This window comes from Streptomyces sp. NPDC007907 (assembly GCF_042959365.1).
GTDB classification, from domain to species: Bacteria; Actinomycetota; Actinomycetes; order Streptomycetales; family Streptomycetaceae; genus Streptomyces; species Streptomyces indiaensis.
Genome location: NZ_JBIBKR010000006.1, coordinates 301,989 through 327,551 on the forward strand (window position 1 = coordinate 301,989; position 25,563 = coordinate 327,551).

The following is a 25,563-nucleotide window of genomic DNA, read 5'->3' on the forward strand; positions in this document are numbered from 1 at the left end:
TCTCCACTCCGGTGAGATGTCCTGCTCAGGGGCGCGGGGAACTGCGCGACAAGCCACGACGCATCCGCACCCGCCAACGAACGCTCAACCACCCCGACGGAACCGTGAAGTCCGATGCACAGGATCCGTATCGATCTTGGGAATCACGTACTCCCCGACCAGCCGGATCGTCTGCAACGTCTCCTCCTTCGGCACCCCCACCGGCAATCCGAAACTCAACTGGTCCGCCCCGGCCCGCTCCCACCGCTCGCACTGCCGCAGCACCTCGTCCGGATCCCCGCAGATCAGCAACTCCTCCTCGATCAGCACCTCCACGAACTCCTCGGTGTACTCCGGCAACGTCTCCGGCCACACCGGGAACCCCTCGGGCCGCGGGAACGTGTCGTGGTACCGGAACACCAGCGAGGGCAGATAGTGCAACCCCCCGCTCGCCGCGATGCGCACGGCTTCCGCGTGGGTCGGAGCACAGATCGCGGTCGTCGTCACCATGACGTTGTCGTTGACGAAGTCCCCGACCGGCTCCGCGTCCACGATCGCCGTCTTGTACTGCTCCAGCACCCACTCCATGTCGGAGACCTTCTGCACGCTGAAGCCGAGCACGCCGAGGCCCTTCCTCGCGGCCATCGCGTACGACGGCGGCGACCCGGCCGCGTACCACATCGCCGGGTGGGAGCCGCCGTACGGCTTGGGCAGGACCTTGCGCGGCGGGAGTGACCAGTGCTTGCCCTGGAAGCCCTGGTACTCGTCCTGGAGCCACATCCTGGGGAACTCGGCGATGGTCTCCTCCCAGAGTTCCTTGGTGTGGTTCATGTCGGTCACCCCCGGCATGAACCCGAGGATCTCGTGGGACCCGGCGCCCCGGCCGCTGCCGAACTCGAAGCGGTTGCCGCTGAGGTGGTCGAGCATGGCGACCTTCTCTGCGACCTTCACGGGGTGGTTGACCGGGGCGAGCGGGTTGAAGATCCCCGAGCCGAGGTGGATCCGCTCGGTCGCGTGCGCCAGGTAGCCGAGGAACACGTCGTTGGCGGAGAGGTGCGAGTACTCGTCCAGGAAGTGGTGCTCGGACGCCCAGGCGTACTTGAAGCCGGACTTGTCCGCCTGGATGACGTACTCGGTCTCCTCCATCAGCGCCTTGTGCTCGGCGAGCGGGTCGGTCTCGGCCCGTTTGCCGACGTATCCCTGAACGAAGATGCCGAATTCCAAGGAGGTTCACCGCCCCACGGTCAGTTCTGACGATGCGTCAGATGATGGCTCCGACTGTTCCACCGGCCCCTGGGGGCGTCAATAGCTGATGGTCCGTCAGATAACGGTGACCCCGGCCAGCCACCCGCCGTCGATCACGAACGGCTGGCCCGTGATGTACGAGGAGTCCTCCGAGGTCAGGAACAGCGCGAGCCTCGCCACCTCCTCGGGCCGGCCGACCCTGCCCAGCGGCACGAGCTTGCGGTACAGCCGGTCGAGGCCCTTCGCCGTCTCCTCCGGGTCGGCGTCCGGGTCGAGCCGGGCCGGGTTGGCCATCGGGGTGTCGATCGCCCCCGGACAGACGGCGTTGACCCGTATCCCGCGCCCCGCCAGCTCCAGGGCCGCGACCCGGGTCAGACCGACCACGGCGTGCTTGGTCGCCGCGTAGGAACCCACCGCCGCCATCCCGGTCAGGCCCGTGCAGGAGGCGGTGTTCACGATCGTGCCCCCGTCGGTCATCTCCGGGGCGACCGCCTTGATGCCGAGCAGGCAGCCCACCTGGTTGACCTGCACGACCTGCATGAACTCGTCGAGGGGCGTGTCGAGGAGGGAGTTGAAGCGCAGGATCCCGGCGTTGTTGACCAGCCCGTCGACGTGGCCGTAGGCATCCTTGGCGGCGTTGACGGCGGCCCGCCAGTCCTCCTCCCGGCCCACGTCCAGATGGACGTACCGCCCTCCGATCTCCTTCGCGAGGGCCTCGCCCTGGTCGTCGAGGACGTCCCCGAGAATCACCCGGGCGCCCTCGGCCGCGAACAGCCGGGCCTCCTGCTCGCCCTGGCCGCGTGCGGCGCCGGTGACGATGACGACCCGTCCGTCGAGCCTGCCCATGGGGTCTCCTCACAGCTCGGGAGCGACCTCGGCGCCGAACGCCGCGATCTGGTCGATGAGTTCACTGCGGCTCCGGCTGCGGAACCGCACCTGGATCTGGTGCACCCCCATCGCCCGGTACGCCCGCAGCGACTCGGCGAGCTCAAGCGGACCGCCGGTGAGGGTGCAGCGCCCCACCTCCCAGCGGGGCGTGCCCACGTACAGCGGCTCGGTGATGGCGCCCACGGTGAACGCGCCCCTCGCGCCGGCCTGTTCACGCACCTCCCTGATGCGGGCGATCTGCCCGGGCAGCCGGTCCCTGGGATCGCCCTGCGGCAGCCAGCCGTCGCCCTTGAGCGCGGCCCGTCGCACGGCGGCGGGCGAGGAGCCGCCGACCCACAGGGGGACGGGGTCCTGGACGGGGCGGGGCCGCTGTCCGAGCCCCTCGAACGCGTACCGCTTGCCGTGGTGCTCGGGGAACTCGTCGGGTCCGAGGGCGGCGCGCAGCGCGTCGATCGACTCGTCCAGCACGGCCCCGCGCCCGCGGAAGTCGACGCCCAGGGCCTCGAACTCCTCCTGGACGTGGCCGGCGCCGACCCCGAGGACCAGCCGGCCTCCGCTAAGCCGGTCCAGGGTCGCGTACTGCTTGGCCGTGAGCAGGGGGTGCCGCAGACCGACGATCGCGACGTGGCTGAGCAGCCGGATGTGTTCGGTGGCGGCGGCCAGGAAGGCGAGGGTGGCGACGGGGTCGTACCAGACGGTGCTCATCGCGGCGGCGAGCCGGCGGGGGATGCCGACGTGGTCGCAGCTCGCGAGGTAGTCGAACCCGGCCCGGTCGGCGGCGCGGGCGATCTCCAGCAGGTCCTCCGGCCCGGCCGCCGCCTCCCAGCCCTCGGCGTACAGGGTGCTCTGCGACTGGACGGGAAGCTGCATCCCGTACCGCAGGCTCACCGCGCACCCCCGCCGGCGCCCGGCCACAGGCCCTCGGGGGTCAGCCCGAGCAGCTCGATGGCGTTGCCACGCACGATCCGCTCGACCACGTCGGGCGCCAGGTGCCCCATCTGCGCCTCCCCGACCTCCCGGGACTTGGGCCAGGTGGAGTCGGAGTGGGGGTAGTCGGTCTCGTAGAGAACGTTGCCGACGCCGATGGAGTCGATGTTGCGCAGCCCGAAGGCGTCGTCGAAGAAACAGCCGTACACGTGCTCGGCGAAGAGTTGGGACGGCGGCCGGTGCACCTTGTCGGCGACGCCGCCCCAGCCGCGGTTCTCCTCCCACACGACGTCGGCCCGCTCCAGGATGTAGGGGATCCAGCCGATCTGCCCCTCGGCGTACATGACCTTGAGGTTCGGGAAGCGTTCGAACTTGCCGCTCATCAGCCAGTCGACCATGGAGAAGCAGCAGTTGGCGTACGTGATGGTGGAGCCGACGGCGGGCGGGGCGTCCTCGGAGGTGGACGGCATGCGGCTGCTGGAGCCGATGTGCATGGCGACGACCGTGCCGGTCTCGTCGCAGGCTTCGAGGAAGGGGTCCCAGTCGTCGGTGTGGACGGACGGCAGTCCGAGGAAGGGCGGTATCTCGGAGAAGGCGACGGCTCGGACGCCGCGGGCGGCGTTGCGCCGGACCTCCGCCGCGGCCAGCCCGGCGTCCCACAGAGGGACGATGGGCAGGGGGATGAGCCGCCCGTGCGCGTCCGGGCCGCACCACTCCTCCACCATCCAGTCGTTGTAGGCCCGGACGCAGAGCAGGCCCAGCTCGTGGTCCTTCGCCTCGGTGAAGGTCTGGCCGCAGAAGCGCGGGAACGTGGGGAAACACAGGGCGGACTGGACGTGGTTGACGCCCATGTCGGCGAGCCGCGCGGTGACGTCGTAGGAGCCGGGGCGCATCTGCTCGTAGGTGATGACCTCCAGCCGGATCTCGTCCCTGTCGTACCCGACGGCGGTGTCGAGCCGGGTCAGCGGCCGCCGCAGGTCCTCGTAGACCCACCAGTCCCCGACGGGCCCGTCGTCCCCGGGCTGCCCCATGACCGGTTTGAAGCGCCCCCCGAGGAAGGTCATCTCCTTCACGGGAGCCCGCACGATCCGCGGCCCGACGTCCCGGTACTTCCCCGGAAGCCGCTCCTGCCAGACGCCGGCGGGCTCCACGGTGTGGTCGTCCACGGAGATGATCAGCGGAAAGGTGCTGTCGTGGGTGTCCATGGCGTCACGGTAGCGCTGATCTGACGGGGCGTCAGCTGTGTGGGCGGAGGTCGGTTCCGGCCGCGATGGCGTGATGCGCGCGGGTGCGGCCGGGTGCGTGCGAAGAGATGGTGCAGACCCGGTGGACTCCCCGCGTCGCCCTGTGATCGGTGTCTCCCACGGCTGACGTATCCGCCGCCCACAAGGCAAACTGGCCTGGTTGCTCAGGATGTCTAGGGGGACTGCATGGACGGTGTACCGAAGGGTGTGCCGCGCGTACCGGAGCAGCGGCGTCACGACTCCACGCCGGAGCCGGTGACGACGACCGGCCCGGCCGGACCGGCACAGGCCGTGGCGCTGCGTTTCGGAGTGCTCGGCCCCGTGCGCGCCTGGCGCGGCGACGAGCCCGTCAGCACCGGATCCCCCCAGCAACGCGCGCTGCTCGCCGCCCTGCTGCTGCGCGAGGGCCGCACCGCCACGGCGGCGGAACTGATCGACGCCCTGTGGGGCGAGGAACCGCCCTCGCAGGCCCTGGCGGCGGTACGGACCTACGCCTCCCGCCTGCGCAAGGTGCTGGACCCGGGCGGCGAGGCACGCCGGTCGGGCGGCACCGCCTCCGCCGTCCTGGTCAGCGAGTCCGGCGGCTACGCGGTCCGCGACCTCGCCGAGGGCGCCCTGGACCTCACCGTCGCCCAGGACCTGGCGACCGAGGCGGAGAAGGCCCGCTCCGCGGGCGACCTCAGCCACGCCCGCACCACCCTGCGCCGCGCCCTCGCCCTGTGGGACGGGGAGACACTGGCCGGCGTGCCCGGCCCCTACGCGGAGGCCCAGCGTGTCCGTCTGGAGGAGTGGCGGCTCCAACTGCTCGAATCGCGGTTGGACATGGACCTGGAGCAGGGCTCCCACGCCGAGGCGGTCTCCGAACTCACGGCTCTCACCGCCGCCCATCCCCTGCGCGAGCGGCTGCGCGAGCTCCTGATGCTGGCGCTCTACCGCAGCGGCCGCCAGGCCGAGGCACTCGCCGTGTACGCCGACACCCGCCGCCTGCTCGCCGACGAACTCGGCGTGGACCCGCGCCCCGGCCTGAGCGACCTGCAGCAGCGGATCCTCCAGGCGGACCCCTCGCTGGCGGAGCCCTCCTCCCCGGCGCCCGAGCCGGCCGCCGTCCCCGTCCGCCCGGCACAACTGCCGGCCACCGTGCCCGACTTCACCGGCCGCTCCGCGTTCGTCCGTGAACTCGGCGACATCCTCACCTCCGCCGAGGGACGGGTCATGGCGGTCTCGGCCCTCGCGGGCATCGGCGGCGTCGGCAAGACGACCCTCGCGGTGCACGTGGCGCAGCAGGCCCGCACGGCCTTCCCCGACGGGCAGTTGTACGTCGACCTCCAGGGTGCGGGCGCCCGGGCGGCGGAACCGGAGACGGTCCTCGGCTCCTTCCTGCGCGCCCTCGGCACGGCCGACTCGGCGATCCCCGACTCCCTGGAGGAGCGCGCGGCCCTGTACCGCTCGGTCCTGGCGGGGCGCCGGGTGCTGGTCCTGCTGGACAACGCCCGGGACGCCGCCCAGGTGCGCCCCCTGCTTCCCGGCACGGACGGCTGCGCCGCGCTGATCACCTCCCGGGTGCGGATGCTGGACCTGGCGGGCGCCCACCTGATCGACCTCGACGTGATGTCCCCGGACGAGGCGCTGGCACTGTTCACGAAGATCGTGGGCGAGGAGCGGGTGGCGTCCGAGCGGAAGGCCGCGCTGGACGTGGTGGCCGCCTGCGGTTTCCTGCCGCTGGCGATCCGCATCGCGGCGTCCCGCCTGGCGGCCCGCCGCACCTGGACGGTGTCGGTCCTCGCGGCGAAGCTCGCCGACGAGCGCCGCCGCCTGGATGAACTGCAGGCCGGCGACCTGGCCGTCAAGGCGACCTTCGAGCTCGGCTACGGCCAGCTGGAGCCCGCCCAGGCCCGCGCGTTCCGCCTGCTCGGCCTGGCGGACGGCCCCGACATCTCCGTCACCGCCGCGGCGGCGGTTCTGGACCTGCCGGCCGAGGACACGGAGGATCTGCTGGAGTCCCTGGTGGACACCTCCCTCCTCGAATCGGCGGCCCCCGGCCGCTACCGCTTCCACGACCTGGTGCGGCTCTACGCGCGTGCGTGCGCGGAGCGGGACGAACTGCCTCCCAGCGAACGGGGAGCGGCGCTGTCCCGGCTGCTGGACTTCTACCTGGCGTCCGCGGCCGGCGTGTACGCGATCGAGCGGCCGGGCGACCGGCTGGTGGACCATCTGGAGCCCACGTCGTATCCGGGGCTTCGGTTCGACGACCGGCACGCGGCGCAGGACTGGCTGTACGCGGAGGCCATGTGCCTCCTCGCCTGCGCACGGCAGTCCGCGGGGCAGCCGGAGAGCCTGGCCCGGGCCATCGACATGCTGTGGGCCGCGCACGACCTGTCCGAGTCGGGGGCCAACTCCCGGGAGTACGAGGCGACGGCCGAGGCACTCGTGGGAGCGGCCCGCTCGCACGGCCTCGGACGGGCGGAGGCACGGGCCCTGATGACGCTCGTCAACGTCCACCACGTGAGCGGCCGTTTCGAACGGGCCGAGGAGGAGGCGGAGCGGGCCATCCTGCTCGCGCAGGAGTCGTACGACCTGCTCCCGGTGTGCTGGGCCCGCAACGCGCGCGGCATCATCGCGCTGTACCAGAACCGGCACACCGACGGCGAGGAGCACCTCTCCCGGGCCATCGAGCACTTCCGGGCCCTGGGCGACCGCCCCGGCGAGGCCGCCGCCCTCTGCAACCTCTCCCGGATCCATCTCGCGACCGGGCGCACCCAGAGCGCTGTCGCGCTGGCCCGGCAGGGCCTCGACATCTATGACGGCCTGGGCAACTCGATGCGCGGGGCGAACGCCCGCTACGCCCTGGGGCTCGCTCTCACCCAGAGCGGCGAACTGGGCAAGGCGGCCGACCGCCTCCAAGAGGCGCTGGAGGTGTTCCGCGACAGCAGGCAGCGCCTCTGGGAGGGCATGAGCCTGTTCCGGCTGGCCGAGGTGGATCTCGCCGCCCGGCGTGCGGCGCGGGCCGCGGCGAATGCCGAGATGGCGCTCACGGTGCTGCGCGGGATCGGCGGGGAGTGGCGGCGGGGCAATGTCCTCACGGTCCTCGGGCGCGCGCTCAGCGGTATCGGCCAGACCGGCCGGGCTCATGTCTGCTGGCAGGAAGCGGCCGCCATCTACGAGGAGTTGGGCTCGCCCGAGGCCGCCGAGGTGCGGGCGCTGCTGTCCCCGGTGCAGGCGGCCTGAGGGTTCGCCGGGGCGTTCATCATTCGTTTATCGCCCCCCGCCATGATGGACGCAGTCGATCCGTCGCGTCGGGGGGCAGACGGGTCGTCGCACGGGCCTCGCCCTGATGTCCGGGGCGAGGCCCGGGCGGGCCCGCCCGGCCACCCTCGGGGGAGTGACCGGACGGGCCCGCCGACCGCACTGCCTCATTTAAGCCAAGGGGAGTTGACGAACATGGGCGACGAGCTCAAGCCGCAGGACCTGCACGCCACGGACGAGCCGCTGGAGACGAAGGACCTGCACGCGACGGACGGGGGCGCCGTCAAGAAGCAGGACCTGCACGCCACGGACGAGCCGCTGGAGACGAAGGACCTGCACGCCACGTCGGAGCCGTTCAAGCCGACGAAGTAAGCCACCGGAACCGGGGGATCGGCCGCGGCGGCGCGGAGGGGGAGCCGCCGCGGCCGAGGTGTGTCCGCGGGCAGGGGCGTCGCTTCAGAGCGAAACGACCCGCACTCCCGGCCCGCACAGCTTCCCCATGTCGTCCTCGTCGGACGTGAAGAGCACCACGCCCGCGGGCTGCCGGCTCGCGATCACGGCCAGGGCCGCGTCGATCGCGTACTTGTGGCCGTACAGGCCGGTGTCCTGGAGCAGGGCGACCGCCGCGTCGGCGACCTCCTTGGTCACGGGTTCCACGACGACGCGCGACATCGCCCATGCCCAGGCCGCACGCTTCACCCGGCCGTGATACGCCTCGATCAGCGTCATCGAGCCGGTCACGACACGGATGCCGGATCGGTGCGCATCCTTGAGCCGCCCGAGCATCACCCGGTCGCCCAGGACGACCCGCGACAGTGCCTCGCAGTCCAGCACGTAGCAGGACGGAACCACTAGCTCGCCTTCCGGTGCCGCTCGCCGGCCGGCCCCGGGCCCTGCTCCGCGAAGTGGCGCTCGAACTCCCTGCGCTCGGCCTCAGCCGAGGCGAGCTCCTCGTCGGTGACGGGGCCGTGCTCCGCTTCCAGCCAGGTCACCAGCTCTCCCAGCCGGTCCAGCTCGCGTTGGCGCTCTATGGCCCGCGTGACATAGGCGCTGAAGCCGCCGGCACCGACCTCGTGCCGGATCTCCTCGGCGAGCTCCTCCGGCAGCGTCACGGTGTACTTCTTCGTTGCCATACCGCTTACCATACCGGCCGGGAGCGCCGTCGGCCCGGCGACGTGCGTCACGGACCGGAGCGCGCGATAGTGGGTCGGCGCAGATCACCGTCGCTCCACACCTGAAGGCGGCCCCATGCCCGGCGAGCAGCCCCACCTCTACGAGACGCTCGACGAGCGGTTCCGGACCGGCAGGTGCCAGGCGGGGGACTCGCGGCTGGAGACGCTGTACGGGGGGTGCCGGTGGGCGGAGGGGCCGGTGTACGTGCCCGCGGGGCGGTATCTCGTGTGGAGCGACATCCCCAACGACCGGCTGCTGAGGTGGGACGAGACCACCGGGGCCGTCGGCGTCTACCGCTCCCCCGCCGGGTACCCGAACGGCAACACCCTGGACTCCCAGGGCCGCCTCGTCACCTGTGAGCAGGGCAACCGGCGGGTGACCCGGACCGAGCACGACGGGTCGGTCACCGTGATCGCCGAGCGGTTCCGGGGCAAGCGGCTCAACAGCCCGAACGACGCCGTGGTGAGGTCGGACGGGTCGGTGTGGTTCTCCGACCCGGAGTTCGGGATCGCCACCGACTACGAGGGGCACCGCGCCGAGAGCGAGATCGGCGCCCGCAACGTCTACCGCGCCGACCCCGCGAACGGCGAGGTGCGGCTGGTCGCGGACGGTTTCCAGGGGCCCAACGGGCTGGTCTTCTCACCGGACGAGCGGCGGCTGTACGTTTCCGACAGCCTGGCCAACCACATCCGCGTCTTCGACGTCGGCGAGGACGGCACCTCGCTCTGCGGCGGCGAGGTGTTCGCCGCGTGCGCGCACGGCACCTTCGACAACATCCGGTTCGACGACGAGGGACGGCTGTGGGCCGCCGCCATGGGCGGGGGCGTGCACTGCTACGACCCCGACGGCACGCTGCTCGGCCGCATCCTGGTACCCGGCACCGTCGCCAACGTCCGCTTCGGCGGGGCCCGCCGCAACCGCCTGTTCATCGCCGCCGACACCACCCTGTACTCCCTGATGATGTCGGTCACCGGAACCCCGGCCCTGCCGCCCGGCCGTTGACCGCGTCCCGCAGCGCGCCCTTCACCACCTTCCCGCTCGCGTTGCGCGGCAGTTCCGCGACGAACTCGACGCTTCTGGGGACCTTGTAGTTCGCCATCTCCCTGCGGGACCAGGCGATCAGGTCGTCGGCGGTGAGCAGGGCGCCGGGGCGGCGTACGACGTAGGCCCGGCCGACCTCTCCGAGGCGGGTGTCGGGTACGCCGATCACCGCCGCGTCGGCCACGTCCGGGTGGAGGCACAGGAGCTGCTCGATCTCGGCGGGGTAGGCGTTGAAGCCGCCGACGATGAACATGTCCTTCAGGCGGTCGGTGATGCGCAGGTTGCCCGCCTCGTCCAGGACGCCGATGTCGCCGGTGCGCAGCCAGCCGTCGGGGGTCAGCACCTCGGCGGTGGCCTGCTCGTCCTCGTGATAGCCGGTCATGACGTGGAAGCCGCGGACCAGGACCTCGCCGGGAACGCCGGGCGGGAGGGGCCGGCCCTCGGGGTCCGCGACGCGCAGCCGCGTGCCGGGGATGGCCCGGCCCGACGTGGACGCGATCACGGTCGGGGCGTCGCCGCGCCGGCACATCGTGACGACGCCGCTCGCCTCGGAGAGGCCGTACGCGGTGAGGACGGTGCCGATGCCGAGTTCTCTGCGCAGACGTTCCACCAGGCGCAGTGGTACGACGGCCGCTCCCGTCACGACCAGCCGGAGGGACGACAGGTCGTGGGCGGCGCGTGCGGGGTGGTCGAGGAGGGACTGGAGGAGGGTCGGGGGGCCGGGGAGGACGGAGACCCGCTCGGCGGCGATGTTGGCCAGGACGGTGGTCACGTCGAACACCGGCTGGGGGATCATCGTCGCGCCCCGCATGAGGCAGGCGATCACTCCGGCCTTGTAACCGAAGGTGTGGAAGAAGGGGTTGACGATCAGGTAGCGGTCGCCCCGGGTGAGGCCCGCCAGTTCGCTCCAGATGTCGTAGGCGCGCAGGGTCTGCTCGTGGGTGATGACCGCGCCCTTGGGGCGGCCGGTCGTGCCCGAGGTGAAGATGATGTCCGAGGGCCGGGTTCCCTCCACGGCGGCGGAGCGCTCCCGGACGTCCGCCGTCGCCACCCCCTCCCCTGCGGCCAGGAAGTCCTTCCAGGTGAGGAAGCCGGGCGGGGCGTCGTCCGAGAGGACGACCGCGTGGTGCAGGGCGGGCAGGCCGGGCAGGGGGCCGGCGCCCGGGCCGTCGCCGGCCGCCCTGCGCAGGGACGCCACGTACGAGGTGCCGAGGAACGTGCCGGTCACGAACAGCAGCCGGGCGCCGCTGCGGCGCAGTACGTCCGCCGTCTCGGCGCCCTTGAAGCGGGTGTTGAGCGGGACGAGCACCGCCCCGGCCGAGACCGCGCCCAGGGCGCCGACTATCCAGTCGAGGGAGTTCGGGGCCCAGATGCCGACCCGGTCGCCCGGTTCCAGCCCGGTCGCGAGGCAGGCCGCCGCCGCGCGCTCCACGCGCGCGCCCAGTTCCGCGTAGGTGACGCGGGTCCGGCCCTCGACGACGGCTTCGGTGTCGGAGTACCGCTCGGCCGCCGCCCTGACCAGGGCGGGGATGCTCGCCCATGCCGTATCCGCTCGCACAGTGCGCCTCCCGACAACGTAGGAGCTGACTATGCGTCAGATTATCGGTAATCTGACGACCTGTCAGTGACGGTTCGGCCCCGGAGGTGCGCGCAGCATGGCAGCAGGATCGGGAGGCCTCAAGGACGCCACCGCTCTCGTCGGCATAGGCCGGACGCCCTTCGCCAAACGGCTCCCGGAGGACGAACGCACCCTCGCCTGCCGCGCCGTCCTGGCCGCTCTCGACGACGCCGGGATCGCGCCCGGCGAGGTCGACGCCCTCGCCTCCTACACCATGGAGGAGACGGACGAGGTGGAGCTGGCGAAGGCCTGCGGCTTCGGCGATCTGACGTTCTTCAGCAAGGTCGGTTTCGGGGGCGGCGGTTCGTGCGCCACCGTCGCCCATCTCGCCGCCGCCGTCGCCGCCGGGCAGGCGAGCGTCGGGGTGGCGTGGCGCTCCCGCAAGCGGGGCAGCGGGCCCCGGCCCTGGACCAGCACCACCGTCCAGCTCCCGACCCCGGCGCAGTGGACCCGCCCGTACGGACTGCTCAGGCCCGCCGACGAGATCGCGATGCTCACCCGCCGCTACATGCACGAGTACGGCGCCACCCGGGACCACCTGTTCAACGTCGCCCTGGCCTGCCGCAACCGGGCCAACCAGAACCCCGACGCGATCATGTACGACCGGCCCCTGACCCGCGAGATGTACATGACCTCCCGCTGGATCAGCGAGCCGCTCTGCCTCTTCGACAACTGCCTGGAGACCGACGGGGCGCTGGCCTGCGTCGTGGTCTCCGCCGAGCGCGCCCGCGACTGCCGGCACCGGCCCGTGTACGTCCACTCCGCCGCCCAGTCGCTGCCCGCCCAGCACCACGGCATGGTCAACTACTGGAACGACGACCCCCTCACGGGCCCCGCCTGGGCCGCCGCCCGGCACCTGTGGAAGCACTCCGATCTGACCCCCGAGGACGTCGACGTCGCCCAGATCTACGACGCCTTCACGCCCCTGGTGCTGCTCTCTCTGGAGGGCTACGGCTTCTGCGGGCGCGGCGAGGGCGGGGCGTTCACCGAGGGCGGGGCGCTGGAGACCGGCGGGCTGCTGCCGCTGAACACCGGCGGGGGCGGCCTGTCCGAGGCCTACGTCCACGGTTTCAACCTCATCAACGAGGGGGTCAGGCAGCTGCGCGGGACCAGTACCGCGCAGGTGCCGGGCGCCTCCGTATGTCTGGTCACGGCGGGCGAAGGAGTCCCGACCTCCGCGCTGCTTCTGAGGAGTTGAGGAGCCACCGATGCTGCGTCCCGTCCCCGACACCGACGGTGCCCCCTTCTGGGAGTACGCCGCCCAGGGCGAACTGCGCGTCCAGGCGTGCGCGGCGTGCGGCGAGCCGCGCTTCCCGCCCCGGCCCTGCTGTCCGCACTGCCAGTCCTTCGACAGCGAGTGGCGGCCTGTGTCCGGCCGCGGCCGGGTCTGGTCGTACGTCGTCGCCCATCCGCCGCTGCTGCCCGACTACGCGGCGCAGGCGCCGTACAACGTGGTCGTCGTCGAGCTGGACGAGGCGCCCCGCATCCGGCTGGTGGGCAACCTGGTCACCGGAGCCGGACAGCCGCTGGGCTCCTTCCCGGTGGAGAACCTGCGCATCGGGGTGCGGGTGCGGGCCGTCTTCCACGACGGGCTCGTCCAGTGGGTTCCGGAGCGGTCATGAGCAGTGTCCTCGTGAGGACCGACCAGGACAGCGGGGTCGCCGTCGTGACGCTGAACCGGCCCGGGCGGCTCAACGCCGTCGACCTCGCCATGGCCGACGAACTGGCCTCCGCCTGGCAGGAGTTGCGGTTCGACGACTCCGTGCGGGCGATCGTCCTCACCGGGGCCGGTGAGCGCGCCTTCTGCACCGGCATCGACCGGGACGCCGTCGTACCGCAGCCCAACTCGCCCTATGCGCAGGACGATCCGCTGCTCGGCATCGGGCCGAAGGCGAACGACCTGTGGAAGCCGGTCGTCGCCGCCGTGCAGGGCATGGCCTGCGGAGGCGCCTTCTACCTGCTCGGCGAGGCGGAGTTCGTCGTCGCCGACACCACCGCCTCGTTCTTCGACCCGCACACCACGTACGGCATGGTCAGCGCCTACGAGTCCGTGCTCATGGCCCAGCGCATGCCGTACGGGGAGGTCGCCCGGATGGCGTTGATGGGCACGGCGGAGCGGATCTCGGCCCGGCGGGCGTACGAGGTGGGCCTGGTGTCGGAACTCGTCGCGGAGGGCGGGGCGCCGGCCGCGGCGACCGCCTGCGCCACCGTCCTCGCCGGGTATCCGGCCGAGGCCGTGCAGGGCACCGTGCGGGCGCTGTGGGCCGCGAGTGAGGCGGGCCGGGCGCAGGGGTTCGCACAGGCGCCCCATTTGATCGCACTCGGGAACGCGGCGGGTGAGCGGCAGGCCCGGTTGTTCGCAGGACGGTCGCGGCAGTACCGGTTGCGCTAGGAAATCGTTTCCCTCTGCACACCTATGCCCGGGGCGTGGTTGAGCATCGGATGATCCACGTCAAGGGCATACGACCTGCGGGTCTGACGTCCCGTCGCCCGGGCCGGTCAGTCGTCGACGAGGGCCTGGCCGTCGACCTCGCAGTGGTCGACCGAGTCCACCAGGCCCGCTCCGCCCACGCGGACGTCGACGGTGGCCTTGCCGTGCGCGGGGACCGTGACGTCCCCGTACCGGTCGACGACGGTGATGCCGCGCTCGTCCTCGAAGGTCACCGAGACGGAGAAGTCCGCCGCGCGGCCGTTGGGGTTGCTGACCTCGACGGTCGCGTAGGGAGCCGCGGGGCTCGCGCAGCGCACCAGCCGCGCGGTGCCGTCCTTGAGCGCCTTCCCGCTGCCGGAGCCGGAGGAGGACGTCGGCGTGGAGCCGTAGTCGGGCCTGCGGGTGGAGGAGCTGCCACCGGAGCTGCCGGAGCTGCCGCTGTAGTCATCGTCGTCGGAGCCGTAGGAACCGCCGCTGGAGCCGTAGGAGCCATCCGAGCTGGACGAGCTGGAACTGTCGTGGTCCTGGCTGGAGCTGCTGCATCCGCCTCCCCCGCCACCGTGACCGTGGCTTGCGCCCCGGCCCCGGCCGGACGAGAAACCGGTCAGTGCCAGGACCACCATGACCAGCACCGCCGTGAACCTGAGTCTGCTCCCCCGTGTCTGCATGCCGGAGAGCCTAGTGATCGCCTGTCACGGTCATGTCACCGCGTGGCGACCGGAGCGTGCCCGGCGTAGCGTCTGGGGTGGAAGCGGTGAACGGTCCGCTCCCCTGCGAGCGACGGCCGCCGTCCGGAGCCCCTTCCGTACGCCGGTGCGACGGCCGTCCCGGGCCGGTCAGGCGGTGCGCGCCGTGCCCGTGCCCTTCTCCGCGTCGAGCGCGTAGACGCAGCGGTCCTTGCTGCACGCGTACACCACCCCGTCCCGGACGACCGGGGAGCCGGTGATCTCGCCGCCGGTGGCGAGTTTCCAGCGGAGCCGGCCGTCGTCGGCCTTCAGGGTGTAGAGCAGGTGGTCGGTGGAGCCGAAGTGGATCCGGCCCTCGGCGACCGAGGGGGCGCCCACGATGTCGCCGCCCGCCTGGAAGCGCCACTTGGGTGTGCCGGTGACCGCGTCGAGCGTGTACAGGCCCTTGCCGCTGCCCACGTGGACGTGACCGGCGGCGACCAGGACGGGGTCGACGCAGGAGCGGGCCTCGGTGGCGATGCGCCAGCGGTCGCGGCCGTCGGTGGCGTCGAGGGCGTAGACCGTGCCGAGGTAGTCGGCGAGGTAGACGCCGCCGCCGGTGACGGCCGGGCCGGGGACGAAGGTGGGCGGGCAGAGGAACACGGCCGGGGCCTCGAAGTGCCACTTGACGTGCCCGGCGGCCACGTCGAGGGCGAGGACGCGGGTGCCGGCGCAGACGTAGACGTAGCCGTCGGAGGCCTGGGTGAGCCGGACCGGGACGCCGCCGCAGGAGGCCGTGTCGCCGATCGGGTACGACCAGCGCTCGTCGCCCGTGCGGGCGTCCAGGGCGCGCAGCCGGGCGTCCTGCCACACGTAGACCGTGCCGTCGTGCAGGGCGGGTCCGGCCTCGGGGGACTCGAAGTCGGTCTGGCAGCCGGTGATCTCCCACAGCTTCTGGCCGCTCGATGCCTCCCAGCCCTGGACGCCGCCGCCGCGGGTGCCGGTGACGACGGTGCCGCGGCCGGCCTTGAGCGAGTAGACCCAGGCGTCGGTCTGCAGGCGCCACAGGTCGCCGCCCTCGCGGGCGTCCAGGGCGAACAGGGTGGGTCCGTCGGAGGCGTGGATGCGGCCCTCGGCGACCGCCATGGACCAGGCGACGTCCCGGGTCTTGAAGCGGCGACGGCCGGTGGCGACGTCCAGGGCGTGCACCTCGAAGGAGGTGACGTAGACCAGGTCGTCGGCGACCGAGGGGGTGCCCCAGACGTCGTTGGACATGCGGAAGCGCCAGGGCCGCCAGCCGCCGGCCTGCTCCGGTGCCGCGGCGGGGGCCGGTGCGGCGACGGCGGGGCCCACGGCGGGGTCGGTGCCGTTGACGCCCGGGCGGGGCTTGGACCAGGACGCGGCGAGGGCGGCCTCCGGGCGGGGTGCCGCGACGGCGGCGGCGCGCACGTCGGCGACGCGCGGTCCCGGGCCGATGGGCACCTGGGCGCCGGCCAGCCGGACGGGGCCGGTGTCGGGGCCGCCGGCCGGGGCGGCCACCGAACCGGCGGGCACGGGCGCCGGGACGACGGGGTCGTGCGCGGGCGGGGGCGGGAGGGGGGCGGGGCCCGGCGCGGGGCCGGGGCGTCCGCCGCCGCTGCGGCCGGCGCCCGGGGCGGGCTTGCCGGCCGGGCGGCCGTTGCGGCGGGACTCGATCAGGCCGACGGCGCGCTCAGGCAGCCACGCGGAAGCCGTGCCGCTGTCGTCGGAGCCGGAGCCGAAGAGGTGGGGGGCCAGCTGCGCCTGGAGGTCGGCCGGGTTGGGGCGGGCCGTGGGGTCCATCTGCATACAGGACTCGATGAGCGGACGCAGTTCGTCCGGGAGCCCTTCGAGGTCCGGGCCCTCACGCAGCAGCATGAAGACCGTCTCGACGGGGTTGGCGCCGTGGAAGGGCGGGTGTCCGGTGGCGGCGAAGACCAGCATCGAGCCCAGGGAGAAGACGTCGCTGGCGCCGGTGACGCTGCGGGAGTCCTTGGCCTGCTCGGGTGACATGTAGGCGGGGGTGCCGACGGCGACGTTCGTCATCGTCAGACGCGTGTTCGACACGCCCGACGCGATGCCGAAGTCGATCACCCGGGGGCCGTCCTCCACCACGAGGACGTTGGACGGCTTGAGGTCGCGGTGCACCAGGCCCGCGCCGTGGATGGACTGGAGGGCCTCGGCCACGCCCGCCGCCAGCCAGCGCACCGCCTGGGCCGGCATCGGGCCGCAGTCGTTCACTATCTCCTCGAGGGAGGGTGCGGGGACGTAGGCGGTGGCCAGCCAGGGCACGGCGGCGCGCGGGTCGGCGTCCACGACGGCGGCCGTGTAGAAGCCGGAGACGGCGCGGGCCGCCTCCACCTCACGCGTGAAGCGGACCCGGAACAGCTGGTCCTCGGCCAGCTCCGTCCGGACGGTCTTGATCGCCACGCGCCGGCCGGACGCCGAACGCGCGAGATAGACCAGCCCCATGCCGCCGGCACCCAGCCGTCCCAGCACCTCGAACGGCCCGATCCGCCGCGGATCGTGCTGCGTCAGCTGATCCACCACTCTGCCTGCCACCTCCCCGTACGAGCCGCGCCAAGCCACATGTTCCACGCGACCTTCGTGCAGCGTCTCACCACCGCACCGCCATGGCGGCACGCACCCTGATTCTTCCTGGCCGGAGCCCTGGTGGCGAACCCGCTGACAATTGGGGTGTCTCGGCATGGAAGCGATCAAAAGATGACCAAACAATGCCTGCTCAGCGGCGCAACAGCGCGAACGACGCCCCCTGATTGTCGGTGACGACGGCGACCTCTCCGTACGAGGTCTCGAAAGGCGGGGCCTGGACCCGGCCGCCGAGCCGCCGCACGTCCTCCAGGGCGGCCGGTACGTCCTCGACGGCGAAGTGCACGAGGAAGTGGGGCGGCATCCGCTCGGAGAAGACGTCCGTGACGGCGGCCCGGCCGAAGTCGGGCTCGGCGTCCGGCCCGAACAGGGCGTCCCGGAAGAGGTCGCCGTAGAAGGCGTTGGCCGCCTCGGTGTCCCGGGCGTACAGCTCGACCCAGGCGAAGGTGCCCGGCTCGTGCCGTTTGCCGAAGCCGGGGTGGTCCTCCGGCTGCCACAGGGCGAAGACGGCGCCCTCGGGATCGGTGACGAGCGCGGTGACGCCCAGCTCACCGGCCGGCACCGGTGCCGAGACGACCTGTCCGCCCGCGTCCCGGATGCGCCGGGCCAGGGCCGGGGCGTCCGGGGTCGCGAAGTACACCGTCCAGACGCTGGGCAGACGTCCGTCCACCTTGCGGACCAGAGCGGCCACCGGTTCGCCGTCCTTCAGCGCCTGCGCGAAGGAGCCGAACCAGTCCTCGAAGGTCCACCCGAAAAGTTCACCGTAGAACCGCTTGCCCGCCTCGACGTCCGGGAGCTGCGCGTCCACCCAGCAGGGGACGCCCTCTCCGTACACCGATGCCCTGTTTTCGGCCATGTCGACAACGTAACCGCGACGGCCGCACCCCGCAGACCAGGCACACCAGCCCCTGTACTCCCTCGCACCCCATTTGCAGTCGGCCGAATCGCGCCCCGATCACGCCTCGGTAAGCTGACGGCATGACAGGACAAGTGCGTACCGTCGACGGCCGGGTGGCCGGCCGGCGTGGGCAGGCGACCCGGCAGAAGCTGCTCGACTGCCTCAGCGAGATGCTCAGCTCCTCCCCGTACCGGGACGTCAAGGTCATCGATGTCGCCCGGAAGGCGGGCACTTCGCCCGCGACCTTCTACCAGTACTTCCCGGACGTCGAGGGCGCCGTCCTGGAGATCGCCGAGCAAATGGCGGCCGAGGGCGCCGCGTTGACGGAACTCCTGGAAGGCCGTTCCTGGGCCGGCAAGGCCGGATGGCAGACCGCCCAGGAACTCGTCGACGGCTTCCTGGAGTTCTGGCGCAAGAACGACGCCATCCTCCGGGTCGTCGATCTCGGCGCCGCCGAGGGCGACAAGCGCTTCTACAAACTCCGGATGAAGATCCTCAACTCCGTGAACAACTCCCTCGCGGACGCCGTCGCCGAGCTCCAGGCCAAGGGACGGGTCGACAAGGACGTGAACCCGGCGGCCGTCGCCGGTTCGCTGGTCGCGATGCTCGCGGCGGTCGCCTCCCACCAGAAGGGCTTCTCCTCCTGGGGTGTGAAGCAGGCCGAACTGAAACCGAACCTGGCCCTGTTGGTACACCTCGGCGTGACCGGCCGGAAGCCGACGAAGTAGGGCGGGGCGGCGGCCCCTCGCGCACGCAAGTCCTGTCTGGCAGGCGGTGGTTCACCCCGGTGGACCGCCGCCTGTCGCGCTTTTGCGCCGGTCACTTCCTCGGTACGAGCCGGAACACCCGGATCTCCCGCTCCACCCGCGCCTGGTAGGCCGCGTACGGCGGCCAGAACGCCAGCAGTGCCTGCCACGCCGCCGCCCGCTCCTCCCCCGCCAGCAGCACGGCTGTGACCGGGACGTCCCGGCCCTTCCAGCTGATCTCCGCGTCGGGATGCGCGAGGAGGTTGTGGCTCCAGGCGGGGTGCCCCGGCCGCCCGAAGTTGGACCCGACGAGGATCCAGCGGCGCCCGCCGTCCTCCGGCATGCAGGCCAGGGGCGTACGACGGGGCAGCCCGCTCCTCGCCCCGGTCGAGGTCAGCACCACACCGGGCAGCATCCGCGCGCTGAGCAGCACCCGCCCTCCGGTGAGCCGGTGGACGGCCCGGTCCAGGGCGGGCACCACGTGCGGCGCCACCCGCGCGAAGCCCCTGGTCGACGACACCTTCTGCACCACACGGGCACCTCTCACGTGCCGGCCTCCTCGAAGACGCGGGCCGCGTCGGCCGCGTGCGCCCGCAGCCGGTGCACCGGCCCGAACAGCAGCTCGTCGCCCGCGGCGCGCTTGAAGTACAGGTGGGCCTCGTGTTCCCAGGTGAATCCGATCCCGCCGTGCAGCTGGACCCCCTCGGCGGCGGCGCCGCGCAGCGCTTCGAGCGCCTGGGCGAGGGCCAGGGTGCCGACCGTCTCCTCGGGAGCCGGTGCGGCGGCGGTCCAGGCCGCGTAGTACGCCGCCGAGCGGGCCGCCTGGACCTGGACGCAGGCGTCGGCCAGCCGGTGCTTGACGGCCTGGAAGGAGCCGACCGGCCGGCCGAACTGCTCGCGCTGCCCGACGTACTCGACCGTCCGCTCCAGCACCCGGGCGGCGGCGCCCACCGCCTCGGCGGCGAGGCAGGCGGCGGCGGTGTGGCCGAGCCGGGCGAGGGCGGGCAGGGCGTCGGCCGTCGCGTCGCCCAGCAACTCCGCCGGGGTGTGGCGCAGTTGGATGCGGGCCTGGGGGCGGGTCGCGTCGAGTGCGGTCTGCCGTACCCGGGTGAGACCGGCGGCCTCTTCGCGCACGAGGAAGAGCAGCACCCGGGAGCGGGCGAACCCCCCGGTGTGTGCGGCGACGACGAGCAGCCCGGCGCTGTGCCCGTCGAGAACCTGGTCCACCTGCCCGTACACCTGCCAGCCGTCCTCCGTCCGCCGGGCCTGGACGCCTCCGGCCCGTCCCCCTCCGGCCCACCGGCCCTGCCGGTCGTGGCCGGTGAGCGCGAGGGCGGTGGCGAGGGCGGGCCCGGGTACGGCGAGGGCGGCGGTGAGTGCGCCGGAGGCGATGCGCGGCAGCAGCTCGGCGCGCTGGGCACCGGTACCGAGGGTGAGCAGCAGCGGGGCGGCGAGGACGGCGGTGGCGAGCAGGGGGGTGGGGGCGAGGGCCCGGCCGGTCTCCTCGCAGGCCAGGGCCAGTTCGGTCGGGGTGCAGCCGGCGCCGCCATAGGTGTCGGGGAGGGCCAGTGCGGGCAGGCCGAGATCTCCGGCGAGGGTGGCCCACAGGGCGGGGTCGTGCCCGGCCGGGGTGTCGACGGCGGCCCGCAGCTCCTGTGGACCGCACCGCTGGGCGAGCAGTTCGCGCAGGGTGCGGCGGATCTCGACCTGTTCGTCGGTGAAGCGGGCGTCCATGGGGCACCTCTCTCCGCAAGCACCAGTCGCCGTTTCTGACGGAGCGTCATATTAGGACGGGGAAACGGGGAAGCCCAGAGGCCTGCCACACCCAGCCGTACCTGATGTACCGTCAGATTCATGGTGGCCCGGAGGAAAGCGGCCGTCGTCGGCGTGGCCCTCTCGGACTGCGGCCGCGTGGACGACGCGACCCCGTACGCCCTGCACGCCCAGGCGGCCCGGCGCGCCCTGGCCGACGCGGGCCTGGACCGGTCGGTGGTCGACGGCTTCGCCTCGGCGGGCCTCGGCACCCTGGCGCCCGTGGAGGTCGCCGAGTACCTGGGCCTGCGCCCCACCTGGGTCGACTCCACCTCGGTGGGCGGCTCGACCTGGGAGGTCATGGCGGCCCACGCGGCGGACGCGATCGCGGCCGGACACGCCCGCGCGGTGCTGCTCGTCTACGGCTCGACGGCCCGCGCCGACGTCCGGGCGGGCCGCCGCACCGGGACCCTGTCCTTCGGCGCGCGCGGCCCCCTGCAGTTCGAAGTCCCCTACGGCCACACCCTGATCGCCAAGTACGCCATGGCAGCCCGTCGGCACATGATCGAGTACGGCACGACGATCGAGCAGCTGGCCGAGGTCGCGGTGCAGGCCCGGGCCAACGCGGCCCTCAACCCGGAGGCGATGTTCCGCACCCCGGTCACGGTCGACGAGGTCCTGGCCGGGCCCATGATCGCGGACCCCTTCACCAAGCTGCACTGCTGCGTCCGCAGCGACGGCGGGGCGGCGGTGCTGCTGGTGGCGCAGGAGTACGCACGGGACTGCCGCACCTCCCCGGTGTGGGTGCTGGGGAGCGGGGAGTCCGTCTCGCACGCCGCGATGTCCGAGTGGCCGGACTTCACGGTGTCGCCGGCGGCGGAGAGCGGGCGGCTCGCCTTCGGGCGGGCCGGGGTACGGCCGTCGGAGATCGACTTGGCCGAGATCTACGACGCGTTCACCTACATGACCTTGGTGACGCTGGAGGACCTGGGCTTCTGCGGGAAGGGCGAGGGCGGGGCGTTCGTGGAGAAGGGGCGGCTGCGGGTCGAGGGCGGAGAGCTGCCCGTGAACACCGACGGGGGCGGTCTGTCAGCGCAGCATCCCGGGATGCGGGGGCTGTTCCTGCTGGTGGAGGCGGTGCGGCAGCTGCGCGGGGAGTGCGCGCAGCGGCAGGTGCGGCGGACCGACGGGTCGTTGCCGCGGCTGGCGGTGGCGTCGGGGACGGGCGGCTGGTTCTGCTCGTCGGGGACGGTGGTGCTGGGGGCGGAGTGAGCGGCCGGCACCACTCCCGGACCGCACGCACCGAACCAGGGTGGCGTCCTCCTCCACCGCCCTCGCACGCGACCGGTGACAATCGAGGCATGGCAACCGATCTTCACGAGCTGCTGAGGTCACTGCGGGTCTGGGACCCGAAGGTCACGGACCTGCCCTCCTTCGACCCGGACACTGCTCCCGCCGCGCCCCTGCCCCTGTTCACCGAGTGGTTCGCGGCGGCGGTGGCGGCCGGCCAGACCGAGCCGCACACCATGTCGCTGGCGACGTCGGACGAGTCGGGCCTGCCCGACGTGCGGATCGTGATGCTGCACGGCGCGGACGCCGACGGCTGGTCCTTCGCGTCGCACGCCGGCAGCCGCAAGGGCCGGCACCTCGCGGGCCGCCCGTACGCCGCGCTCGGCTTCTACTGGCCGGTGCTGGGCCGCCAGGTCCGGGTCCGCGGCCCCGTGACCGCGGCCCCGTCCGAGGACGCCCAGGGCGACCTGCACGCCCGGTCGACGGGCGCGCTGGCGGCGGCGCTGACCGGGCGGCAGAGCGAGGTGCTCCGCTCCCTGGACGACCTGGCCCGGGCCTCGGAGTCGGCGTGGGAACGAGCGTCCCGCGAGCCGGAGGCACCGGTGCCGTCCTGGACGCTGTACCGGCTGCGGGCCGAGGAGGTCGAGTTCTTCCAGGGCGACGAGCGCCGCCGCCACGTCCGGCTCCGCTACCGGCGGGAGGAGGAGCGGGCCGGGGACGGCTGGTCGCGGGAGCTGCTGTGGCCGTGAGCCCGGACGGCCCCCGTAGGTGATACCCACGTGAAGTCGTACACCGCGAAGTCCGCCACCGCGTGGTAGCCGATGCGCTGATAGAGGCCGTTGCTGGTGGGGTTGGACAGGTCCGTGAAGAGGAGGACCTCGGCTGCTCCGGCGGCTCGGGCCGCTCGGCTGACCTCGGTCGTCGCGGCGCCCGCGTAGCCGCGGCCCCGCAGGCCGGGTGGGGTGTAGACGGTGGTGACGCGGACCTGACCGGCGACCCGGGGGCTGGTGCCGGCCATCGCGACGGGCGTGCCGTCGGGGGTCTCCCAGAAGGTGATGGTGCCGCTGTCGATGCGGGCGTCCGCCCACTCCGCGGAGCCGCGGACGGTGCCCAGGCCGACGGATGCGCTGAACTCGTCGTGCCAGCGCCGGAGCAGCTCGCGGTCGGACGCGACGGCGACCCTGGGGCGGCCGGGCGGCACGGGTCCGGGCGCGGTCAGGGTGCCGAGCCGGTAGAGCCGCTGGCGTTGGCGCAGGGCGGCCGGGGCGCCCGTGTGCCGCTGCCAGGCTTCGGCGAAGGCGGCCGCGGTGCCGGAGTCCGCGTGCACCCCGGGCGGGCGCCGGCCGAGGGCGGCCAGGCGCGCGGCGAGGGTGTCGGCCTCCTCGGGGGTCACGGCCGTGAGGTTCAGCCAGTGCGGCGGGGTGCGGAAGAAGGCCGCCCGGACCTCGCCGTCCCGTTCCAGTACGCCGAACTCCGGTGCCCCCTCCCCGTACACGGACCGGCCGCGCGTCCGCAGGGTCTCCGTGACCGTCAGCGGCACGGTGTGCGGCGCCGGACGGGAGCGGAGGAAGGCGCCGGCTCGGGCGAGGAAGTCGTCGAGGTCATGGGTGAGGTGCCAACCGGCCCTCCCCTTACGTGTGTTCGTGTCGGTGCCCATGGTTCATGGTGCCGTCCGCCGGCCGACGGGTACTCCTGATTTTCGGCGGGCCCGGTCGGCTCACCTGCCGCTGTCCTCGGCGAGTGTGTACGCCACCAGCGCGTTGGCGTGGCCGTGCCCCAGGCCGTGTTCGGTCTTGAGCCAGGTGACGAGCTCCATGTGCCGGGTCAGCGGCGAGGTGCGGATCAGCTCCTGCCAGTCGGCGATCGGCCGGCCGTACTTCTTCTCGATGGACGGGAAGTAACGGGCGGGGCCCTTCACGGCTGCGGTCATCTCGGGCGGTCCCTTCTCGGCACTGCGGTGGTGCTTCGGTCACGGGGTCGGACCGGTGGTGCGGGAGGAACTGATCACCCAGGCAGAGTGATGCGCGTCACATCACCGTCGTCGTCTCCTCCTGGGGATCCCGCGGCTCCGGGTCCGTTGCCAGGCGGGCGTGCAGATGGGCGTCCCGGAAGGCGTCGTACCGGTCCTCCTGGAAGATCGCGCCGCGCAGGGTGCCCTCGTGGCGGAACCCGCACCGCTCGGCGATCCGGCACGACGCGTCGTGGCCGACCGCGTGGTCCAACTCCAGCCGGTGCAGGCCGAGTTCCGTGAGGGCCCAGCGCGCGGCGAGCAGGAGAGCGCGCGTGGCGACGCCCTGGCCGCGGGCCTCCGGCAGGACCCAGTAGCCGACCCGGGCGACCTTCAGGTGGTACTTGATCTCGTTGACGCCGATGTGGCCCAGCGGGGCGTCGCTGCGCGCGTCCGCGATCCGGAGCGACACCGACGTCCCCTCCAGGGCGCTCTGCGCCCGCGCGAGCAGGGACTCCCGCGCACTCGCCCGGTCGGTGACCGGCCGCAGCGGGGTGTTCCAGCGCCGGAACTCCGGATCGCGCAGCCCTCGCAGCCACGTGTCGACGTCGGCACCCGACCCCGCGTCCCAGGGGCGCAGGCGGAGGCCGTGGCCGTACAGATCCGGGTGGGGGCCGGTCGGGGACTGGTCGCGTATGGGGGCCATGGGGCCCATTCAATCCCTCGGGGCCCGATCCGGGATGCCGGCACGGGAAGAAGTCCGCCACCCCCGAGCACCCGGGTGCCGGGAGGGAGGCCGGGCTCCTCGCGCCTGATCACGGCGGAGGGCCGGCGCAGGCTTGCGGAGCCACGGCATCACCCCTCGCGGCGCCACGTCCGCCCGCCCCGCCGCAGCGGCCGTTCAGCCCCTCGGCACCGGCCGGAACAGCGGGATCCCGTCCCGGAACACCACCTCCAGGTCCGCCCCGTCCGACAGACCGGGATCCCCATCGGTCCGGTGGGGATCCGCCCCCACGATCTCCGTCATCATCCGCGGGCCCTCCGCCAGTCGGACCACGGCCGCGACGTACGGGACACGGTCCCGGAAGGGCGGCAGGTCGTTGCGGTGGACGACGGACCAGGTGTAGAGCGTGGCGCGGCCGCTCGCCGCCTCCCACGACACGTCCTCGCTCCAGCAGCGGGGACAGAACTCGCGCGGGTAGTGGTGGGCCCGGCCGCACGCCCCGCAGCGGCGGATCAGCAGCCTGCCCTCGGCGGCCGCGTCCCAGTACGTCCGGGTGAAGGCGTCGGGCTCGGGCAGGTCGAAGCGGCCGGTCACAGGAACAGCCCCAGCGCGCTGTCCAGCGACCACGTCTGCCAGCACATTCCGAACAGCCCGACCACCGACATCAGCGCCATCATCGAGTTCTGCCCCTGCTCGGCGACGTCGTGGACCATCAGCGTGAAGTAGAGCGCGTTGAGCAGGAGGCCGCCGACCAGGGCGACCGGGGTGAGGAAGCCGCTGATCAGGCCCAGCCCGAGGGCCAGTTCCGCGTAGACGACGACGTACGCCATCACGCGCGGACGGGGCGCCACGGCCGCCTCGAAGCCCGAACGGACCACGCCCCAGCGGTGCTCGGCGGCTATTCCGGCCGCCCAGGCGATGCCGGCACCCCGCTCGAACCAGGCCTTGCGGTCCTTGTACCGCCAGCTCTCCAGCCACCACAGCCCGAGCCCGATCCGCAGCACGGCCAGCCATTCCGCCCCGGTGAGCCAGATCGCGTCCATGAGATCTGACGGTACGTCAGTTACAGGGATGCGCAAGACCCCGGCTGCGACCCGTTCCGGCGAGCGGGACGACCCCCCGG

26 protein-coding genes are annotated in these 25,563 nt (G+C 72.9%); 9 read left to right on the plus strand and 17 right to left on the minus strand.

Going from position 1 to position 25,563, the window contains the following annotated elements; translation table 11 throughout:
* Positions 1–84 precede the first annotated feature (84 nt).
* The 4 genes from ACFZDI_RS25810 to ACFZDI_RS25825 form a co-directional block, all read right to left on the minus strand.
* Positions 85–1,203, minus strand: a complete 1,119-nt coding sequence (locus ACFZDI_RS25810) for an LLM class flavin-dependent oxidoreductase (RefSeq protein ID WP_391253568.1) — start codon at positions 1,201–1,203, stop codon at positions 85–87.
* 96 nt (positions 1,204–1,299) lie between these two features.
* Positions 1,300–2,070: a glucose 1-dehydrogenase gene (locus ACFZDI_RS25815; protein WP_391253570.1), complete on the minus strand. Its 771-nt coding sequence runs from the start codon at positions 2,068–2,070 to the stop codon at positions 1,300–1,302.
* 9 nt (positions 2,071–2,079) lie between these two features.
* Positions 2,080–2,982: a TIGR03619 family F420-dependent LLM class oxidoreductase gene (locus ACFZDI_RS25820; protein WP_391253571.1), complete on the minus strand. Its 903-nt coding sequence runs from the start codon at positions 2,980–2,982 to the stop codon at positions 2,080–2,082.
* Between the two features lie 14 nt (positions 2,983–2,996).
* A complete protein-coding gene (locus tag ACFZDI_RS25825) occupies positions 2,997–4,244 on the minus strand; it encodes an amidohydrolase family protein (RefSeq protein WP_391253572.1) in 1,248 nt (415 codons plus the stop codon).
* A gap of 225 nt (positions 4,245–4,469) precedes the next feature.
* On the opposite strand from ACFZDI_RS25825, the gene ACFZDI_RS25830 reads away from it, so the two are divergent.
* Positions 4,470–7,508, plus strand: coding sequence for a BTAD domain-containing putative transcriptional regulator (locus tag ACFZDI_RS25830; protein WP_391253574.1), 3,039 nt, complete (start codon positions 4,470–4,472; stop codon positions 7,506–7,508).
* Between the two features lie 213 nt (positions 7,509–7,721).
* The gene (locus ACFZDI_RS25835) at positions 7,722–7,898 is read left to right on the plus strand and encodes a hypothetical protein (protein WP_391253575.1); all 177 of its coding nucleotides are present in this window, start codon (positions 7,722–7,724) and stop codon (positions 7,896–7,898) included.
* An 84-nt stretch (positions 7,899–7,982) separates the two neighbouring features.
* Here the strand turns inward: ACFZDI_RS25835 and ACFZDI_RS25840 are convergent, their stop codons facing one another.
* Both ACFZDI_RS25840 and ACFZDI_RS25845 read right to left on the minus strand, forming a co-directional pair.
* Positions 7,983–8,312, minus strand: coding sequence for a hypothetical protein (locus tag ACFZDI_RS25840; RefSeq protein WP_391253897.1), 330 nt, complete (start codon positions 8,310–8,312; stop codon positions 7,983–7,985).
* A 65-nt stretch (positions 8,313–8,377) separates the two neighbouring features.
* A complete protein-coding gene (locus ACFZDI_RS25845) occupies positions 8,378–8,659 on the minus strand; it encodes a hypothetical protein (protein ID WP_391253577.1) in 282 nt (93 codons plus the stop codon).
* Between the two features lie 115 nt (positions 8,660–8,774).
* Between ACFZDI_RS25845 and ACFZDI_RS25850 the strand changes: the two genes are divergently transcribed.
* Positions 8,775–9,701: an SMP-30/gluconolactonase/LRE family protein gene (locus ACFZDI_RS25850; RefSeq protein ID WP_391253579.1), complete on the plus strand. Its 927-nt coding sequence runs from the start codon at positions 8,775–8,777 to the stop codon at positions 9,699–9,701.
* Here ACFZDI_RS25850 and ACFZDI_RS25855 read toward each other — a convergent pair.
* Entirely contained in the window at positions 9,667–11,298 is a 1,632-nt protein-coding gene (locus ACFZDI_RS25855) for a FadD3 family acyl-CoA ligase (RefSeq protein ID WP_391253581.1), read from the minus strand. The genes ACFZDI_RS25850 and ACFZDI_RS25855 overlap by 35 nt on opposite strands.
* A 97-nt stretch (positions 11,299–11,395) precedes the next feature.
* Between ACFZDI_RS25855 and ACFZDI_RS25860 the strand changes: the two genes are divergently transcribed.
* The 3 genes from ACFZDI_RS25860 to ACFZDI_RS25870 are packed head-to-tail and all read left to right on the plus strand — an operon-like array spanning position 11,396 to position 13,750.
* A complete protein-coding gene (locus ACFZDI_RS25860) occupies positions 11,396–12,556 on the plus strand; it encodes a lipid-transfer protein (RefSeq protein ID WP_234847939.1) in 1,161 nt (386 codons plus the stop codon).
* Between the two features lie 10 nt (positions 12,557–12,566).
* Positions 12,567–12,980 (plus strand): Zn-ribbon domain-containing OB-fold protein, encoded by a 414-nt coding sequence (locus ACFZDI_RS25865; protein ID WP_234847940.1) that lies wholly within the window; start codon positions 12,567–12,569, stop codon positions 12,978–12,980.
* Positions 12,977–13,750 carry an enoyl-CoA hydratase/isomerase family protein gene (locus ACFZDI_RS25870; protein ID WP_234847941.1) on the plus strand — a complete coding sequence of 258 codons (774 nt, stop codon included), beginning with the start codon at positions 12,977–12,979 and terminating at the stop codon, positions 13,748–13,750. Before ACFZDI_RS25865 ends, ACFZDI_RS25870 begins: the two co-directional genes overlap by 4 nt.
* Before the next feature lie 107 nt (positions 13,751–13,857).
* On the opposite strand, the gene ACFZDI_RS25875 is transcribed toward ACFZDI_RS25870, so the two are convergent.
* From ACFZDI_RS25875 to ACFZDI_RS25885, 3 genes are all read right to left on the minus strand, one after another.
* Entirely contained in the window at positions 13,858–14,457 is a 600-nt protein-coding gene (locus ACFZDI_RS25875; protein ID WP_391253584.1) for a hypothetical protein, read from the minus strand.
* Between the two features lie 168 nt (positions 14,458–14,625).
* Positions 14,626–17,022 (minus strand): PQQ-binding-like beta-propeller repeat protein, encoded by a 2,397-nt coding sequence (locus ACFZDI_RS25880; RefSeq protein ID WP_391253586.1) that lies wholly within the window; start codon positions 17,020–17,022, stop codon positions 14,626–14,628.
* Between the two features lie 193 nt (positions 17,023–17,215).
* Positions 17,216–17,938, minus strand: coding sequence for a VOC family protein (locus ACFZDI_RS25885; RefSeq protein WP_234850914.1), 723 nt, complete (start codon positions 17,936–17,938; stop codon positions 17,216–17,218).
* A gap of 134 nt (positions 17,939–18,072) precedes the next feature.
* Here ACFZDI_RS25885 and ACFZDI_RS25890 point away from each other — a divergent pair, with 134 nt between their 5' ends.
* Positions 18,073–18,708, plus strand: a complete 636-nt coding sequence (locus tag ACFZDI_RS25890; protein WP_102913743.1) for a TetR family transcriptional regulator — start codon at positions 18,073–18,075, stop codon at positions 18,706–18,708.
* 91 nt (positions 18,709–18,799) lie between these two features.
* Here the strand turns inward: ACFZDI_RS25890 and ACFZDI_RS25895 are convergent, their stop codons facing one another.
* Positions 18,800–19,273, minus strand: coding sequence for a nitroreductase/quinone reductase family protein (locus ACFZDI_RS25895; protein ID WP_234850913.1), 474 nt, complete (start codon positions 19,271–19,273; stop codon positions 18,800–18,802).
* Positions 19,270–20,460 carry an acyl-CoA dehydrogenase family protein gene (locus tag ACFZDI_RS25900; protein ID WP_391253588.1) on the minus strand — a complete coding sequence of 397 codons (1,191 nt, stop codon included), beginning with the start codon at positions 20,458–20,460 and terminating at the stop codon, positions 19,270–19,272. Before ACFZDI_RS25900 ends, ACFZDI_RS25895 begins: the two co-directional genes overlap by 4 nt.
* A gap of 120 nt (positions 20,461–20,580) precedes the next feature.
* Here ACFZDI_RS25900 and ACFZDI_RS25905 point away from each other — a divergent pair, with 120 nt between their 5' ends.
* Both ACFZDI_RS25905 and ACFZDI_RS25910 read left to right on the plus strand, forming a co-directional pair.
* Positions 20,581–21,750, plus strand: coding sequence for an acetyl-CoA acetyltransferase (locus tag ACFZDI_RS25905; RefSeq protein WP_391253590.1), 1,170 nt, complete (start codon positions 20,581–20,583; stop codon positions 21,748–21,750).
* 89 nt (positions 21,751–21,839) lie between these two features.
* Positions 21,840–22,517: a pyridoxal 5'-phosphate synthase gene (locus ACFZDI_RS25910; RefSeq protein ID WP_234849069.1), complete on the plus strand. Its 678-nt coding sequence runs from the start codon at positions 21,840–21,842 to the stop codon at positions 22,515–22,517.
* Here the strand turns inward: ACFZDI_RS25910 and ACFZDI_RS25915 are convergent.
* The 5 genes from ACFZDI_RS25915 to ACFZDI_RS25935 all read right to left on the minus strand — a co-directional run bounded on the left by ACFZDI_RS25915 (position 22,457) and on the right by ACFZDI_RS25935 (position 25,483).
* Positions 22,457–23,425 (minus strand): GNAT family N-acetyltransferase, encoded by a 969-nt coding sequence (locus tag ACFZDI_RS25915; RefSeq protein WP_391253592.1) that lies wholly within the window; start codon positions 23,423–23,425, stop codon positions 22,457–22,459. The two genes, ACFZDI_RS25910 and ACFZDI_RS25915, sit on opposite strands and share 61 nt — an antisense overlap.
* Before the next feature lie 60 nt (positions 23,426–23,485).
* Positions 23,486–23,698, minus strand: a complete 213-nt coding sequence (locus ACFZDI_RS25920) for a DUF4287 domain-containing protein (RefSeq protein WP_234849067.1) — start codon at positions 23,696–23,698, stop codon at positions 23,486–23,488.
* Between the two features lie 97 nt (positions 23,699–23,795).
* The gene (locus ACFZDI_RS25925; protein ID WP_391253595.1) at positions 23,796–24,422 is read right to left on the minus strand and encodes a GNAT family N-acetyltransferase; all 627 of its coding nucleotides are present in this window, start codon (positions 24,420–24,422) and stop codon (positions 23,796–23,798) included.
* Positions 24,423–24,617: 195 nt separating this feature from the next.
* Entirely contained in the window at positions 24,618–25,034 is a 417-nt protein-coding gene (locus tag ACFZDI_RS25930; protein ID WP_391253597.1) for an OB-fold domain-containing protein, read from the minus strand.
* Positions 25,031–25,483, minus strand: coding sequence for a DoxX family protein (locus ACFZDI_RS25935; protein ID WP_391253599.1), 453 nt, complete (start codon positions 25,481–25,483; stop codon positions 25,031–25,033). The genes ACFZDI_RS25930 and ACFZDI_RS25935 overlap by 4 nt, the downstream gene beginning before the upstream one ends.
* Positions 25,484–25,563: the final 80 nt, after the last annotated feature.